Raw genomic sequence first — 15,228 nt, forward strand, 5'->3', positions numbered from 1 at the left:
AACTATTTCAAGCGATAGTAAAGCTCACGGTACGACTTCGCCGCGACCTGCCAGCTAAAATCCATTGCCATAGCCTGACGTTGCACAAACCGCCACAGTGAAGGACGGGACCACAGTACAAAAGCACGTCGAATAGCCCGTAACAGCGACCAGGCATTACTATCTTCAAAGACAAACCCACTGGCGACGCCATCTGCAAGGTTCTCAAGAGAACAGTCAGAAACCGTATCAGCAAGCCCACCGGTGCGCCGCACTAACGGCAGCGTACCGTACTTCAATCCATAAAGTTGCGTTAAGCCGCACGGTTCAAAACGGCTGGGCACCAGAATGACGTCCGCGCCGCCCATAATGCGATGCGAAAATGCTTCGTGATAGCCAATCTGAACGCCCACCTGGCCGGGGTATTCCGCTGCCGCCGCAAGGAAACCTTCCTGCAGCACCGGATCGCCCGCGCCGAGTAGCGCCAGCTGCCCGCCCTGCTCCAGAAGACCCGGTAAGGCTTCCAGCACCAGGTCGAGACCTTTCTGGCTGGTCAGACGGCTCACCACTGCAAAAAGCGGCACTTTATCGTCAACCTTAAGCCCCATTGCGATTTGTAACTGGCGCTTATTTTCCGCTTTATCTTCCAACGTATCGCGGGTGTAACGCGAGGCCAACAGTAAGTCCGTCTCTGGACTCCAGATTTTCTCGTCCACGCCGTTCAGTACGCCGGAAAGACGCCCTTCACGGTGACGCTGTTGCAACAGACCTTCCATACCGTAGGCAAACTGCGGTTCGGTGATCTCGCGAGCGTAGGTTGGACTGACCGCCGTAATGTGATCGGCATAGTACAGACCGGCCTTCAGGAAAGAGATTTGTCCGTTGAATTCCAGCCCATGAATATTAAAGAATGACCATGGCAATTGGATGTCATTCATGTGATGTGCATAAAACATGCCTTGATAGGCCAAGTTGTGCACAGTAAACACCGACTTCGCCGGACGCCCGCGCGCCGCCAGATACGCAGGCGCAAGGCCTGCATGCCAGTCGTGCGCATGCACCACATCAGGACGCCAGAATGGGTCAAGCCCGCTGGCCATTTCTGCCCCAACCCACCCCAGCAGCGCAAAACGCAATACGTTGTCGGTATAGGCAAATAAGTTGGTATCGTGATACGGGCTTCCCGGACGATCATAGAGATGCGGCGCGTCAATCAGGTATATGCCAACCCCGTTGTAATGACCGAACAACAGCGTGATATGTCCGGCGAAGGTATCACGACGGGATACTACCTGCGCATCGGTCACGCCACGGCGAATATCGGGAAATGCAGGCAACAGTACGCGAGCGTCAACGCCGTCTGCGATTTGTGCTGCGGGTAATGCCCCAATAACATCAGCCAGACCGCCGGTTTTAAGCAGCGGGAACATCTCTGAACATACATGTAAAACCTGCATTATCGCTCCTGTTTATGCCCTAACTTCCGTAGCATTTCGCGCGTTACCAGCACGATGCCTTCTTCTGAACGATAGAAACGACGTGCATCTTCCTCTGCGTTTTCACCAATCACCATGCCTTCCGGAATAACACAAGCACGATCGATGACGCAGCGGCGCAGACGGCACGAGCGACCTACCCATACTTCCGGTAACAATACGGCGGAATCAATGTTGCAGAATGAATTCACGCGAACGCGCGAGAACAGAACGGACTGCACCACCACCGAACCGGAGATCACACAGCCGCCGGATACCAGTGAGTTAAGGGTCATCCCGTGGCTACCGGAGCGATCCTGCACGAATTTCGCTGGCGGTAATGATTCATTGTAGGTGCGAATTGGCCAATTGCGATCGTACATATCCAGTTCCGGCACCACAGAGGCCAGATCGAGATTCGCTTTCCAGTAAGCTTCCAGCGTACCCACATCGCGCCAGTACGGCTCGGCATCCGGGTCGGATTGTACGCAAGAGAGCGGGAACGGGTGCGCATAGGCCAGACCGGCTTCGGTGATCTTGGGAATCAAATCTTTGCCAAAGTCGTGGCTGGAGTTCTCATCACGATCGTCTTCTTCCAGCAGTTCATACAGATAGTCGGCGTCAAAGACGTAGATACCCATACTCGCCAGAGATTTGCTCGGATCGTTCGGCATTGACGGTGGGTTAGCAGGTTTTTCAACGAATTCGATAATTTTATCGTTCTCATCAACCGCCATAACGCCAAATGCGGAGGCTTCTTCAATCGGTACTGGCATACAAGCAACGGTGCAACGTGCGCCTTTTTCGACGTGATCGATAAGCATACGCGAGTAGTCTTGCTTGTAGATATGGTCGCCCGCCAGGATCACCACGTATTCCGCTTTATAACGGCGGATAATGTCGAGGTTTTGGGTGACCGCATCTGCGGTGCCGCGATACCAGTTTTCCCCTTTCATTCTCTGCTGTGCTGGCAGCAGATCGACAAACTCGTTCATTTCTTCATTGAAGAATGACCAGCCGCGCTGAATGTGCTGCACCAGAGTGTGGGACTGGTACTGGGTGATCACGCCCATACGACGGATCCCGGAGTTGATGCAGTTAGACAGCGCAAAGTCGATAATGCGGAACTTACCGCCGAAGTGTACGGCCGGTTTTGCTCGCTTATTGGTTAAATCCTTCAGGCGGGTACCACGTCCTCCCGCCAGTATCAGGGCAACAGATTTCAATGGCAGCTGGCGCGCCAACATTAAGTGATCGTTCTTCTCTAAACTAACCATGACTAACTCCTTTTTTATCATCTCTGGAACACACACAATCCGTGTGCAGGTCCCTGCCAGACAGCCGTAATCACTGGGTTATCCTCTCCAGCGAATGGGGGAATGGCGTGCCACTCCCCAGCAGGTAAAACAATCTCTGTTACCTCAAGCGTGGCGTTAATTGCGATCAAAAAGCGATCCGAGAGCAGAATTTGCAGCTGTTTCGGCCCGTTTTGCCACTCATCCGTGCTTAAAGGTTGAGCATATCGATTTAGCCAACGGACATTGCCGTCGCCTTCTTCCCACCAGCGATTCTCCACCAAAGCGGGAATGCGCTTGCGCAGATGGATTAACGCGGCGGTAAATGCGGTTAAACCACTGCTTGCCTGCGACCAGTCCAACCAGGTTAATTGGTTATCCTGACAGTAGGCATTATTATTGCCATGCTGGCTGTGACCATGTTCGTCACCGGCCAGTAACATCGGCGTACCCTGGGAGAGCAACAACGTTGTTAACAGGGCGTGAATGCTGTCGCGCCGCCGTTCAACCAGGTCAAGAGAACCGCCTAACCCTTCTTTACCATGATTGTTACTGTAATTGTTGTTGGTCCCGTCGCGATTTTCTTCTCCGTTTGCTTCATTGTGTTTATGGTTGAAGCAAACGCAGTCGCGAAGCGTAAAACCGTCATGCGCGGTGACGAGATTAATCGCGGCACTCGGCAGACGACCATTACGTTTAAAAACATCGCTGGAGGCAGCAAAACGCCCGGCAAACGCCCCCAGAGGCAAATCATAATGTAGCCAGAAACGACGGGCAGCATCGCGGAAATGATCGTTCCACTCGGCAAACAGCGGCGGGAAATTTCCCACCTGATAACCACCAGGAGCGATATCCCACGGTTCAGCAATTAACTTCACCTGCGAGAGCACCGGGCAGTTCTGGATAGCGGTAAACAACGGCGCATCCTGACGGAACTCTGGCGTACGGCCCATGACTGCCGCCAGATCAAAGCGGAAACCATCGACGTGGCAGGTTTCTACCCAATAACGCAGGCAGGCGCTGGCATAATCCACCACCGCCGGATGACTCAAATTGAGCGTGTTGCCGCAACCGGTCCAGTTGTGATAATCGCCGTCTTCTCTTATCCAATAATAGCTACGGTTATCGATCCCACGCAGCGAGAATAACGGGCCGTCGAGGTTCAGTTCCGCACTATGGTTGAGCACGATATCAAGAATGACTTCGATACCCGCTTTATGCAGTGCTTTGATTGCATCGCGAAACTCATCCAGCGCCGTTTCTGGCGAGCAGGCATACGCCGGATGCAGCGCAAACATCGCCACCGGGTTGTAACCCCAGTAGTTACTTAGCCCCATGCGTTGCAGACGTGGTTCACTGGCAAACTGCGCCACTGGCAGCAGTTCCAGCGCGGTAATGCCCAATTGTTTCAAATAGTTGATCATCACCGGATGCCCGAGGGCTTTATAAGTGCCACGGATCTCGACCGGGATCTCCGGGTGCAAGTACGTTAATCCTTTGACATGGGCTTCATAAATGATGGTGCTGCCCCACGGCGTGCGCGGCGGGGCATCATCTTCCCAGTCATAGTGATCAACCACCACTACGCATTTCGGCGCAATGGCGGCGTTGTCGCGATAGTCAGGTTCATTATGACCGGCGTGCAGCAGCGGGTTATCTTTAAACTCCCCGTCAATTTGCCGCGCGCAAGGATCAATCAACAACTTCGCCGGGTTAAAGCGATGCCCCTCGGCGGGTTGCCAGGGGCCATGAACGCGATAACCATAACGCAAACCCGGGCGCGCATCCGGCAGATAACCGTGCCAAATGTCGCCACTGTGCCCTGGCAAGTCATAGCGATGTTCCTGGCCATTGGCGTCAAAGACACACAGTTCTACCCGCTCGGCATGAGCGGAGAAAAGTGTGAAGTTGACGCCCTGACCGTCGTAATGCGCGCCGAGGGGAGCGGGTTTGCCAATGGCGAGTTGTGTCATTCTGCCTCCCGAACCAGCCAGATAGTGGCCAGCGGTGGTAGCGTCAGGCTTAGTGAATGCTGACGACCGTGGCTGGCAATCTCATCGCTGTGTACCGTGCCGCCATTGCCTGCATTACTGCCGTGATAGTGCATGGAATCGGTATTGAGGATTTCACGCCATTTGCCCGGCTGGTTTATGCCGAAGCGATAATCATGACGCGGTACCGGCGTAAAGTTACTGGCAACGATGATTTCGTTACCCTCTTTATCGCGACGCACAAAGATCAGCACCGAGCGTTCTTTGTCATCCACCACCAGCCATTCAAAGCCGTACGGGTCAAAATCCAGTTCATGCATTGCTTTATGGTGGCGGTAGGTGAGGTTCAGATCGCGCACCAGACGCTGGACACCGTGGTGCCAGTTATCGCCGCCTTCCAACAGATGCCAGTCGAGGCTGGCGTCATGGTTCCACTCGCGGCCCTGGGCAAATTCGTTACCCATGAACAGTAGTTTCTTGCCCGGGAATGCCCACATCCAGCCATAGTAGGCGCGCAGGTTCGCGAATTTCTGCCATGCGTCGCCCGGCATGCGGTCGAGAATCGATTTTTTACCGTGGACCACTTCATCATGCGACAACGGCAGGACGAAGTTTTCAGTGTAGTTGTAGAGAATCCCGAAGGTCAGTTTATCGTGATGATACTGACGATAAACCGGGTCGAGCTTCATGTAGTCCAGGGTGTCATGCATCCAGCCGAGGTTCCACTTGTACCAGAAGCCCAGACCGCCCATATCCTGCGGACGAGAAACGCCAGGGAAATCGGTAGACTCCTCAGCCATTGTCACCGCACCGGAAACCTGCTCACCAAGAATACGGTTGGTATTACGCAAGAATTCAATCGCTTCAAGATTCTCGCGCCCGCCAAATTCGTTCGGGATCCACTCCCCCTCTTTACGGCTGTAGTCGCGATAAATCATTGACGCCACCGCATCGACGCGCAGCGCATCAATACCAAAACGTTCAATCCAGTAAAGCGCGTTACCGACGAGGAAGTTACTGACTTCACGGCGACCATAGTTGTAGATCAGCGTGTTCCAGTCCTGATGATAGCCTTCACGCGGATCGCTGTGTTCATACAAGTTCGTGCCATCAAATTCGGCAAGCGCAAAGTCATCGGTCGGGAAGTGGCCTGGCACCCAGTCGAGAATCACGTTCAGACCCGCTGCGTGTGCGGCATCAATGAAATAACGGAAGTCGTCGCGAGTACCAAAACGGCGGGTTGGTGCATACAGGCCGGTTGGCTGATAACCCCAACTGCCATCGAAGGGATGCTCGTTAATGGGCAGTAGTTCGAGGTGGGTAAAGCCCATCCATTTAGCATAAGGCACCAGTTGATCGGCCAGCTCGCGGTAGCTCAACCAGAAATTGTTATCGGTGTGGCGACGCCAGGAACCCAGGTGAACTTCATAAATAGAGATTGGCGCATCAAACTGATTCGCTTTTTTGCGCTCTTCAGTCTGTACAACCTTTTCCGGCAGCCCGCAAATAAGAGACGCGGTTTCCGGGCGCATTTGCGCTTCGAAGGCATAAGGGTCGGACTTCAGACGCAAGTTGCCATTGGCATCAATCATCTCGTATTTATAGAGCTGACCGTTATGCGCCCCAGGGATAAACAGTTCCCAAATGCCGCTCTCTTTACGCAGACGCATCGGGTGACGGCGACCGTCCCAGTAGTTGAATTGCCCAACCACCGAGACCCGACGGGCGTTTGGAGCCCAGACAGAGAAACGCGTACCTGTGACGCCATCCATAGTATCTGCATGCGCGCCTAAGGTTTCATACGGGCGCAGGTGAGTACCTTCAGATAATAGCCAGGCATCCATTTCCTGGATTAGCGGACCAAAACGGTAAGGATCATCAATCAGGTTTTGCTGACCATGCCAGACAACAGCCAACTGATAGCGGAAAAAATTCTTACGTCGCGGAATGACGCCGCTAAAGAATCCCCGTGAGTCGAGACACTCCAGTTTTGCGAGTTTGCGCCCGGTTTTCGGTTCAATCACCCACACATCGGTAGCGTCGGGTAAAAGGGCACGGACTTCCAGTCCCGCGGTGGTTTTATGCATTCCCAGTACGGAAAAAGGATCCGCAAAATGGCCTGCAATTAGCGCGTTAATCACGTCTCTATCGATACGATCGGACATGCTTGTCTTCCTGTTTTATTGTGTCACCCCATCCAATTGGATTTTTGACTTCTGGTTGTGACATTTTTTTGACCTGAACGGCGCAGCACTCTGTGCATCCTCTCTGCGTCGTCCTCACTTCAGGTAAGGCTGTGAATACTCATGTATTCAGCCACCCTTAAAGAATAGCCAATGCTCTATTTAACTCCCGGTAAATCATGAAACATCTGCGCTTACTCCTGTATTACGCACTAACAGGGGCGGCATCGCGCCCCAGATTTAATGAATAAAGATTACGCCAGTTGACGAAGCATCCGACGCAGCGGCTCCGCGGCCCCCCACAGCAGCTGGTCGCCCACGGTAAAGGCTGACAGGAACTCTGGTCCCATATTCAGCTTACGCAGGCGGCCTACCGGCGTGGTCAGCGTGCCGGTAACGGCAGCTGGGGTTAGCTCACGCATAGTGATTTCCCGATCGTTCGGAACGACTTTCGCCCACGGATTGTGCGCAGCCAGCAGTTCTTCCACGGTCGGAATAGACACATCTTTTTTCAATTTAATAGTGAATGCCTGGCTGTGGCAGCGCAATGCCCCGACACGCACACATAAACCATCTACCGGAATTACGGAAGATGTGTTGAGGATCTTGTTGGTTTCCGCCTGCCCTTTCCACTCTTCGCGGCTCTGACCGTTATCGAGCTGTTTGTCGATCCACGGAATCAGGCTACCCGCCAGCGGCACGCCAAAGTTATCCACCGGCAGCTCACCGCTACGGGTTAAGGTTGTGACTTTGCGTTCGATATCGAGAATAGCAGAGGACGGGGTCGCGAGTTCATCTGCCACATGGCCATACAGATGGCCCATCTGGGTTAATAACTCACGCATATGTCGCGCACCACCGCCGGAAGCGGCCTGGTAGGTTGCAACGGACACCCAATCAACAAGATCATTGGCGAATAAACCACCCAACGACATCAACATCAGGCTTACGGTACAGTTACCGCCAACAAAAGTCCTGATGCCATTATTTAATCCGTCGGTAATGACGTCCTGATTGACGGGGTCAAGAATGATGATGGCGTCATCTTTCATGCGCAGAGACGATGCTGCGTCAATCCAGTAACCTTGCCATCCGCTTTCACGAAGCTTTGGATAGATTTCGTTGGTATAATCGCCGCCCTGACAGGTCACAATGATATCGAGGGCCTTTAGCGCCTCCAGATCAAAGGCATCCTGAAGTGTGCCAGTGGTTCCGCCAAAAGACGGCGCAGCCTGGCCAAGCTGAGAAGTAGAAAAGAAGACAGGGCGAATGGCGTCGAAGTCGCGCTCTTCAACCATGCGTTGCATGAGAACGGAGCCGACCATACCGCGCCAGCCGATAAAACCAACATTTTTCATAAGCGTTTTTTTCCTGCAAAGATGTGTGCTGTATAAATGTGCCGGTCTCCTCTTGGCACATCTTTCACCATACAAAAAGCAGCCAAAGTCGCAAGTGAAATTAATCAATGATAGCGAAGCCATCAGTAATGCGACTTATCCTGCTTTGTTAGCACGCAGAAAGTCCGCGGCAATTATCAGGGAATTTGAGTTATGAATGAAATCATTTCTGCAGCAGTTTTATTGATCCTGATTATGGATCCGCTCGGAAACCTACCTATTTTCATGTCCGTACTGAAACATACTGAACCGAAAAGACGGCGGGCAATCATGGTGCGAGAGTTGCTTATTGCTCTCCTGGTGATGCTGGTGTTCCTGTTTGCGGGTGAGAAAATTCTGGCATTTCTCAGCCTGCGAGCAGAAACCGTCTCCATTTCTGGCGGCATCATTCTGTTTCTAATTGCCATTAAGATGATTTTCCCCAGCGCTTCAGGAAATAGCAGCGGGCTTCCGGCAGGTGAAGAGCCATTTATCGTGCCGTTGGCAATTCCGTTAGTCGCCGGGCCGACTATTCTCGCCACGCTGATGTTGTTGTCTCATCAGTACCCGAATCAGATGGGGCATCTGGTGATTGCTCTGCTGCTGGCCTGGGGCGGCACCTTTGTCATCCTGCTACAGTCTTCGCTATTTTTACGTCTGCTGGGCGAGAAAGGGGTGAACGCACTTGAACGCCTGATGGGATTGATTCTGGTGATGATGGCAACCCAGATGTTCCTCGACGGCATTCGAATGTGGATGAAGGGGTAACGAGGAGAGTTTTTCGAAAAGAACCCGGTAGTGTCACAACTACCGGGCGAACAAACTTAACTCAACAGCTGGAACGCAATCATCCCAACGATGGCACCGACAGTGCCGAGGATGGTTTCCATCATGGTCCAGGTTTTCAGCGTTTCGGCTTCGGTCGCGCCGGTAAATTTACCGAACAACCAGAAACCGGCGTCGTTAACGTGGCTGACAACAATCGAACCACCAGCGATACAAATCGACAGCGCCGCCATTTGCGCACCGGAGTAGTTCAGTTGTTCAATAACCGGCATCACCAGTCCTACCGCCGTTAAACAGGCTACGGTGGCAGAACCCTGAATGATGCGCACTGCAGCTGCCAGCACGAAGCAGGTGATAGCAATCGGCAGGCCCATGCCGGTTAACGCTTCGCCCAGTGCCGGACCTACGCCAGAGTCAACCAGCACCTGTTTGAACACGCCGCCTGCACCAATCACCAGCAGAATGATCCCCGCCGGTTGCAGCGCGTGACCGCAAATCTCCATCACTTTGTCTTTTGGCATGCCCTGACGCATTGCCAGGCCATAAATCGCTACCAGACAAGCAACCAGAATCGCGGTAAACGGATGACCAATAAACTCGAACCATTCGTAAGCGGTAGAGCCTTCTGGCACAAAACGCGCGGCAATGGTTTTCAGCCCCACCAGCACCAGCGGCAACAGGATCAGCGACAGGCTGAATCCGAAAGATGGCATTTTGCCTTCGCCGAGATGCGGTTCGCTGATGTCGTCAGGAATATGCAACTCCACGTAGCGGCTGATGAAATTACCCCACAGCGGCCCGGCAATAATCATTCCCGGAATTGCCGCACACAGGCCAATCAGGATCATCCAGCCAAAATCGGCGTTCATCTGCGATGCGAGGAGCATTGGCGCTGGCCCAGGCACCAGGAACGCAGCCGCGGCCGCCACGCCTGCGAATAATGGGATTACCAGCTTCACCAGGTTCGTACCGGTGTGGCGCGCCATTGAGAAAGCAACGCTAATCAGCAGAACAATCGCCACTTCAAAGAACAGCGGTAGCGCACAGACCAGCCCCGCAAGGCCGATGGCATAATGCGCGCGGCTGTGACCGAAGGATTTGAGCATTTTGACGGCAATCTGATCGACTGCGCCGGTTTCATGTAAGATCTTGCCAAACATAGCTCCCAGGGCGACAACCACCGCCAGGAAGCCGAGGGTGCCTCCCATCCCTTTTTCCATCGTCGCTGCGATTTTATCGAGCGGCATACCGGAAAAAAGGCCAGCCCCCATGGACACCACCATCAAAGCCAGGAAAGCGTGCATACGCGCCTTCATGACTAAAAACAGCAGCAGTAAAACAGACCCTACTGCTGTTAAAACAAGCGTTAATGTAGTCACTACTTATTTGCCTTTTTTAATAACCTCAATGGTGCTTGCCACAACACCTTCCAGCGGTTGATCGATATCCACCACCAGTACATCGGTTTCGTCCGCACCCGGCTCCTGCAGCGTTTCAAACTGCGTCACCAACATTTGGGTTTTAAAGAAATGGCCTTTGCGCGCTTTCAGGCGGCTTTCAATCACGTCAAAATCGCCTTTCAGGTAGATGAAAGAGAGATTCGGATTACCTTCACGCAGCAAGTCGCGATAGTGCTTTTTCAGTGCAGAACAGACGATCAGCGACACTTTATTGGTGCGCTGCATAGCAAACGCGGCGTCGTTCAGCGCCTGCAACCAGGGTTTGCGATCGTCGTCATTCAGCGGTTCGCCAGACGCCATTTTTTCGATATTGCGCCGTGGATGGAGGAAATCGCCATCAAGAAACGCGGCATGAAGTTGATGCGCCACTTCACTGGCGACCGCAGATTTGCCGCTGCCCGATACGCCCATCAAGACGTAAATGTGGTGATCATGGTTAGTCGTGCTCAAAGTGGTGCCCCCACAATACAAGAATTAAAAATGTTACGGGTAACTGTTATCGGTAACATTGTCCAGCCGGACAATATCAGAAGCAATATCCATCCGTGCCTTAAGTGTATAAGTGTGAGCTACTTCAAATTTGTGGGCTTAAATAGATCCGCCCGGTGACAAGGTGAAACCTAAATCTAACATTTTCGGTGTCACAGATTCGCCACGAATACGCGCCAGCAGGCGTTCAGCGCCAATACTGCCCATCCGCTCACGCGGCGTCAGCACGCTCGCAAGTCGTGGCTCCATCACCTGACCAATGTCATGACCGTGGAAACCGGCAATCGCCATATCGTCAGGAACTTTTAACCCCAGACGCTGGCATTCAAACGCCGCGCCGACCGCCAGGTCATCATTAGTACAGAACACGCCATCCAGCTGCGGATATTCCCGCCTCGCCTGGCGAATCAGTTCAATACCGGAAGAGTAAGAAGAAGATTGCTCAACCATCACGCTATATGGCACCAGGTCTGCATCCAGCATCGCCTGTTCGTATCCCTTCTGTTTGATGATAGTACGTTCGTCGAGACGTGCGCCGAGATAAGCAATGTGGCGATGCCCGCGCGCAATAATGGCGGTAGTCATCTGGCGTGCCGCTTCAAAGTTATCAAAACCGACGGCGATATCGAGGCACGGCGACTGGCTGTCCATCAACTCCACCACCGGGATCCCCGCCACTTCAATCATCTTTAAGGTGCGCGGCGTGTGGGTACGTTCGGTGAGGATCAGGCCGTCGATATTCCAGGACAGCATGGATTCGAGACGTTCTTGCTCCATTTCCGGTTTATAACCGTAGTGCGCCAGCATCGTCTGATAACCGTGCGCGTCGGTGACGCTTTCGATTCCGCGTAATACTTCCGCGAAAACCTGGTTGGTGAGAGAAGGTAACAGGACGCCAATCGCCCGGCTGGTAGCGTTAGAGAGGATATCGGGCGCACGATTGGGAATATAGCCCAGTTCATCAAGAGCGGCGGCAATCTTGCCGCGTAGAGCGACGGAAACCTGCTCCGGGTTGCGTAAAAAACGGCTGACCGTCATTTTGGTCACGCCTACACGGTCAGCCACATCCTGAAGTACGGGTCTTTTCTTTTTCATCGTCCTGAAGGTACAAAAGAGATAGATTCTCTTAGTTTAACACGGACGCATCAGAACCTTCCCGGGGAAAACAGTGCTTGTTTACAATTATTAGATATACACTAAATCAATTGCATCGCATTGTGCTAACGACGCGGCAAAACCCCGGAAGCGTGCATCAGCACGCGACCGGAGCGAGCGAGGAAGCCTGCAAAAAGGCAGGCTTCAAAGATGCCGTTGAGTTTTAAACCGGCGGCAGATCGAACAGTAACACTTCGCTGTCGCTATCCGCATGGATGGAGATTGCCTGCTCATCCCAGATTGCCAGACCATCGCTGGTCGAGGCTTTCACGCCGTTAATGGTGACATTGCCTTTCACCACCTGGATCCAGACGCGGCGTTCAGCGGCAATCTGATGCACCGACTGCTCATCTTTCAGCAACGCCCAACGATACAGTTCCATATCCTGATGCACTTTCAGCGAACCATCTCGCGCATCCGGCGAGAGCACCAGCTGTTTGCCCTGCACGGCATCGAAGCGACGCTGTTCATAACGCGGCGTAATGCCATTTTCTTCAGGCATGATCCAGATCTGATACAGATGCAGACGCTCGGTGCTGTTTGGGTTGTACTCTGAGTGACGAATACCCGTACCCGCACTCATAATCTGGAACTCACCCGCCGGAACCTGCTCTTTATTGCCCATGCTGTCCTGATGCTCAACAGTACCTTCCAGCACGTAGGTCAAAATTTCCATATCTTTATGCGGGTGAGTGCCGAAGCCCTGCCCTGCTTCAATCACGTCGTCGTTAATCACGCGCAGCGCGGAGAAGCCCATAAAGTTCGGATCGTAATAGTTGGCAAAAGAGAAAGTATGCCAGGAGTCCAGCCAGCCATGATTTGCATGACCACGTTCATTTGCTTTGCGTAAGTAGATCATTTGTATTCGCCCCCTGAATGATTTCGATGGGCTTAGTGTGGACCCGATCTGCCTGGGATGATAGAGGGTGAAAATTGACCCCTCTGTTCAAAAAAATTGAACTATTCGAGGGGCCATCAAACTTACTTAGCGAGAGTTACTGTGGAGGGAGAGGCTTGCTCAAATCCGCGTTCAAGGATTTCCAGATTGGTAAGAACTTCAGATTCCTTGACGTAATTTGGCGCACCGTGGGTGATGGTTTGATACAACGCATCATAAACGCGCCCGTAATCGCCCATCTCCGGCTTCATCTCTTCTCTGACCGTCACGCCCTCGTCATTGACATACTCCAGCACACCGACCGAATCATCCGCTGCGAATCCCGGTTCGCCCGGCATAATATTAGCCTTCAGGCTGGTTTCCTGCTGGTCGATACCGTATTTAATAAACGAACCTTTCTTACCGTGAACGATAAATTTCGGATAATCGATTTTCACCAGATGGCTGGTTTTGACGATGGCTTTCAGGTCGCCATAAAACAGTTGCGCTTCAAAGGTGTCGTCAGGATTGGCTTTATTACGCAGGCTGCGGATGTCATAAGCGACGTGATCCGGGCGACCGAACAGAGAAATAATCTGGTCCATCGTATGCACACCAAGGCCATAAAACGCGCCATCCTGCGGCAGCCCAGGTTTGGTTTCTGCCACCGGGCGGTAATAGTCAAAATGGCTTTCCACTTCAACAATCTCTCCCAACTTGCCACTTTCAATCGCTTTTTTCGCTGTCAGGAAGCAGGAGTCAAAGCGACGATTCTGATACGGCGTGACGGTCAGCCCTTTGCTTTTCGCCAACGCAAACAGCTCCTTCGCCTGGGCAAGCGTCGGGGTGAACGGTTTTTCGACCAGCACATTTTTCCCGGCTTCCAGCGCGCGTTTCGCGTACTCGAAATGGCTGTCCGCGTGGGTGCAGACAACAACCAGCTTAACATCGGGATCGTTTAGTACTTCGTCGAGATCGCTGGTGAAATGGATATGGGAATAAATGGGAGCCTGTTCTTCCGGCTTCGCATGGCGACGAAAAATATGCGCGACATGCCAGCTATCCTTGCGGTTAAGTACATACGGCAGATGGTAACGGGTGGTGCTTTTGCCGAAGCCAATAAAGGCGCAGTTGATGACCATGATTTCGTCCTTTTTAAGGTGGTTATTTACACCTTAGCGCAAAGCGGACGTGGTTCCTACTGGAGTGCGCATAACGAACACAAGCACTCCCGTGGATAAATTGAGAACGAAAGATCAAAAAAAAAGCCAGCACCCGGCTGGCTAAGTAATACTGGAAGCAATGTGAGCAATGTCGTGCTTTCAGGTTCTCCGCGAGGGTCTTCCTGATCGCGAGACAATAATAATCATTCTCATTAGCACTTGTCCAACACTTTTTGCAAAAAAATGCATTTGACTCGCATTTGAAAGTCAATGATGTTGAAAGGGACATTTACCCCAAAGAGGACAAAGGAATGAGTGAGATAGTAATACGCCACGCAGAAACACGGGATTACGAGGCCATCAGGCAGATTCACGCCCAGCCGGAGGTGTATTGCAACACACTACAGGTGCCTCATCCTTCCGATCATATGTGGCAGGAGCGACTCGCCGATCGTCCCGGCATCAAGCAACTCGTCGCCTGTATTGATGGAGACGTCGTGGGCCATCTCACCATTAACGTGCAACAGCGCCCACGCCGCAGTCATGTTGCCGATTTTGGTATCTGTGTCGACTCTCGTTGGAAGAACCGCGGCGTCGCCAGCGCCCTGATGCGAGAGATGATTGAAATGTGCGACAACTGGTTGCGGGTAGATCGCATTGAACTAACCGTGTTTGTCGATAACGCCCCGGCAATTAAGGTCTATAAAAAATACGGCTTTGAAATTGAAGGGACTGGTAAGAAGTACGCATTGCGTAATGGTGAATATGTCGATGCATATTATATGGCGCGGGTGAAGTAAGATAGTGCCCTTTTTCTGAGATGGAAAAAGGGTGTCATTCAAAATCGACATACCTTCCTTTAAGGTATTTATTTGCCCAATACATATATTGAGATTTAACTCATAATTACTTCCTAAAGTGTAATATTTTATTTTTTAATATATACGCCTACAATTTCCTGGAGTAAATAAATAACAATTAACAAGCATAATATTGCCA

Annotated in this window: 12 protein-coding genes; 2 read left to right on the forward strand and 10 right to left on the reverse strand. The window is 52.3% G+C overall.

Annotated elements, in window-relative coordinates; genetic code table 11:
• Positions 1 to 2 precede the first annotated feature (2 nt).
• From glgA to asd, 5 genes are all read right to left on the reverse strand, one after another.
• A complete protein-coding gene (gene glgA / locus E0D98_RS07475; RefSeq protein WP_001197646.1) occupies positions 3 to 1,436 on the reverse strand; it encodes a glycogen synthase GlgA in 1,434 nt (477 codons plus the stop codon).
• The gene (glgC, locus tag E0D98_RS07480; protein WP_000253975.1) at positions 1,436 to 2,731 is read right to left on the reverse strand and encodes a glucose-1-phosphate adenylyltransferase; all 1,296 of its coding nucleotides are present in this window, start codon (positions 2,729 to 2,731) and stop codon (positions 1,436 to 1,438) included. Before glgC ends, glgA begins: the two co-directional genes overlap by 1 nt.
• A 17-nt stretch (positions 2,732 to 2,748) precedes the next feature.
• Entirely contained in the window at positions 2,749 to 4,722 is a 1,974-nt protein-coding gene (gene glgX / locus E0D98_RS07485) for a glycogen debranching protein GlgX (protein ID WP_050877115.1), read from the reverse strand.
• Positions 4,719 to 6,905 (reverse strand): 1,4-alpha-glucan branching enzyme, encoded by a 2,187-nt coding sequence (gene glgB, locus E0D98_RS07490; protein WP_001283723.1) that lies wholly within the window; start codon positions 6,903 to 6,905, stop codon positions 4,719 to 4,721. Before glgB ends, glgX begins: the two co-directional genes overlap by 4 nt.
• A gap of 272 nt (positions 6,906 to 7,177) precedes the next feature.
• On the reverse strand, positions 7,178 to 8,281 hold the full coding sequence (gene asd, locus E0D98_RS07495; RefSeq protein WP_000799956.1) for an aspartate-semialdehyde dehydrogenase: 1,104 nt from the start codon (positions 8,279 to 8,281) through the stop codon (positions 7,178 to 7,180).
• 192 nt (positions 8,282 to 8,473) lie between these two features.
• Between asd and yhgN the strand changes: the two genes are divergently transcribed.
• Positions 8,474 to 9,067: an NAAT family transporter YhgN gene (gene yhgN / locus E0D98_RS07500; RefSeq protein WP_001002544.1), complete on the forward strand. Its 594-nt coding sequence runs from the start codon at positions 8,474 to 8,476 to the stop codon at positions 9,065 to 9,067.
• Positions 9,068 to 9,123: 56 nt separating this feature from the next.
• On the opposite strand, the gene gntU is transcribed toward yhgN, so the two are convergent.
• The 5 genes from gntU to E0D98_RS07525 form a co-directional block, all read right to left on the reverse strand.
• Positions 9,124 to 10,464 (reverse strand): gluconate transporter, encoded by a 1,341-nt coding sequence (gntU, locus tag E0D98_RS07505; RefSeq protein ID WP_000210111.1) that lies wholly within the window; start codon positions 10,462 to 10,464, stop codon positions 9,124 to 9,126.
• A 3-nt stretch (positions 10,465 to 10,467) separates the two neighbouring features.
• The gene (gntK, locus tag E0D98_RS07510; protein WP_000108330.1) at positions 10,468 to 10,995 is read right to left on the reverse strand and encodes a gluconokinase; all 528 of its coding nucleotides are present in this window, start codon (positions 10,993 to 10,995) and stop codon (positions 10,468 to 10,470) included.
• Positions 10,996 to 11,133: 138 nt separating this feature from the next.
• Positions 11,134 to 12,129: a gluconate operon transcriptional repressor GntR gene (gntR, locus tag E0D98_RS07515; RefSeq protein ID WP_000730262.1), complete on the reverse strand. Its 996-nt coding sequence runs from the start codon at positions 12,127 to 12,129 to the stop codon at positions 11,134 to 11,136.
• Positions 12,130 to 12,352: 223 nt separating this feature from the next.
• Entirely contained in the window at positions 12,353 to 13,048 is a 696-nt protein-coding gene (yhhW, locus tag E0D98_RS07520) for a quercetin 2,3-dioxygenase (RefSeq protein ID WP_000639802.1), read from the reverse strand.
• A gap of 122 nt (positions 13,049 to 13,170) precedes the next feature.
• Positions 13,171 to 14,208, reverse strand: coding sequence for an oxidoreductase (locus tag E0D98_RS07525; protein WP_000236293.1), 1,038 nt, complete (start codon positions 14,206 to 14,208; stop codon positions 13,171 to 13,173).
• 332 nt (positions 14,209 to 14,540) lie between these two features.
• Between E0D98_RS07525 and yhhY the strand changes: the two genes are divergently transcribed.
• Complete coding sequence (yhhY, locus tag E0D98_RS07530; protein WP_131890571.1) at positions 14,541 to 15,029, forward strand: N-acetyltransferase; 489 nt, start codon at positions 14,541 to 14,543, stop codon at positions 15,027 to 15,029.
• The last annotated feature ends 199 nt before the right edge of the window (positions 15,030 to 15,228 follow it).

Origin of the sequence: Escherichia sp. KCJ4928 (genome assembly GCF_004352695.1) — a bacterium.
GTDB lineage: Bacteria > Pseudomonadota > Gammaproteobacteria > Enterobacterales > Enterobacteriaceae > ECMA0423.

Coding starts and splice junctions, on each gene's coding strand:
- glgA (WP_001197646.1), bottom strand. CDS start 1,436: ATGCAGGTTTTACATGTATGTTCAGAGATGTTCCCGCTGCTTAAAACC.
- glgC (WP_000253975.1), bottom strand. CDS start 2,731: ATGGTTAGTTTAGAGAAGAACGATCACTTAATGTTGGCGCGCCAGCTG.
- glgX (WP_050877115.1), bottom strand. CDS start 4,722: ATGACACAACTCGCCATTGGCAAACCCGCTCCCCTCGGCGCGCATTAC.
- glgB (WP_001283723.1), bottom strand. CDS start 6,905: ATGTCCGATCGTATCGATAGAGACGTGATTAACGCGCTAATTGCAGGC.
- asd (WP_000799956.1), bottom strand. CDS start 8,281: ATGAAAAATGTTGGTTTTATCGGCTGGCGCGGTATGGTCGGCTCCGTT.
- yhgN (WP_001002544.1), top strand. CDS start 8,474: ATGAATGAAATCATTTCTGCAGCAGTTTTATTGATCCTGATTATGGAT.
- gntR (WP_000730262.1), bottom strand. CDS start 12,129: ATGAAAAAGAAAAGACCCGTACTTCAGGATGTGGCTGACCGTGTAGGC.
- yhhW (WP_000639802.1), bottom strand. CDS start 13,048: ATGATCTACTTACGCAAAGCAAATGAACGTGGTCATGCAAATCATGGC.
- E0D98_RS07525 (WP_000236293.1), bottom strand. CDS start 14,208: ATGGTCATCAACTGCGCCTTTATTGGCTTCGGCAAAAGCACCACCCGT.
- yhhY (WP_131890571.1), top strand. CDS start 14,541: ATGAGTGAGATAGTAATACGCCACGCAGAAACACGGGATTACGAGGCC.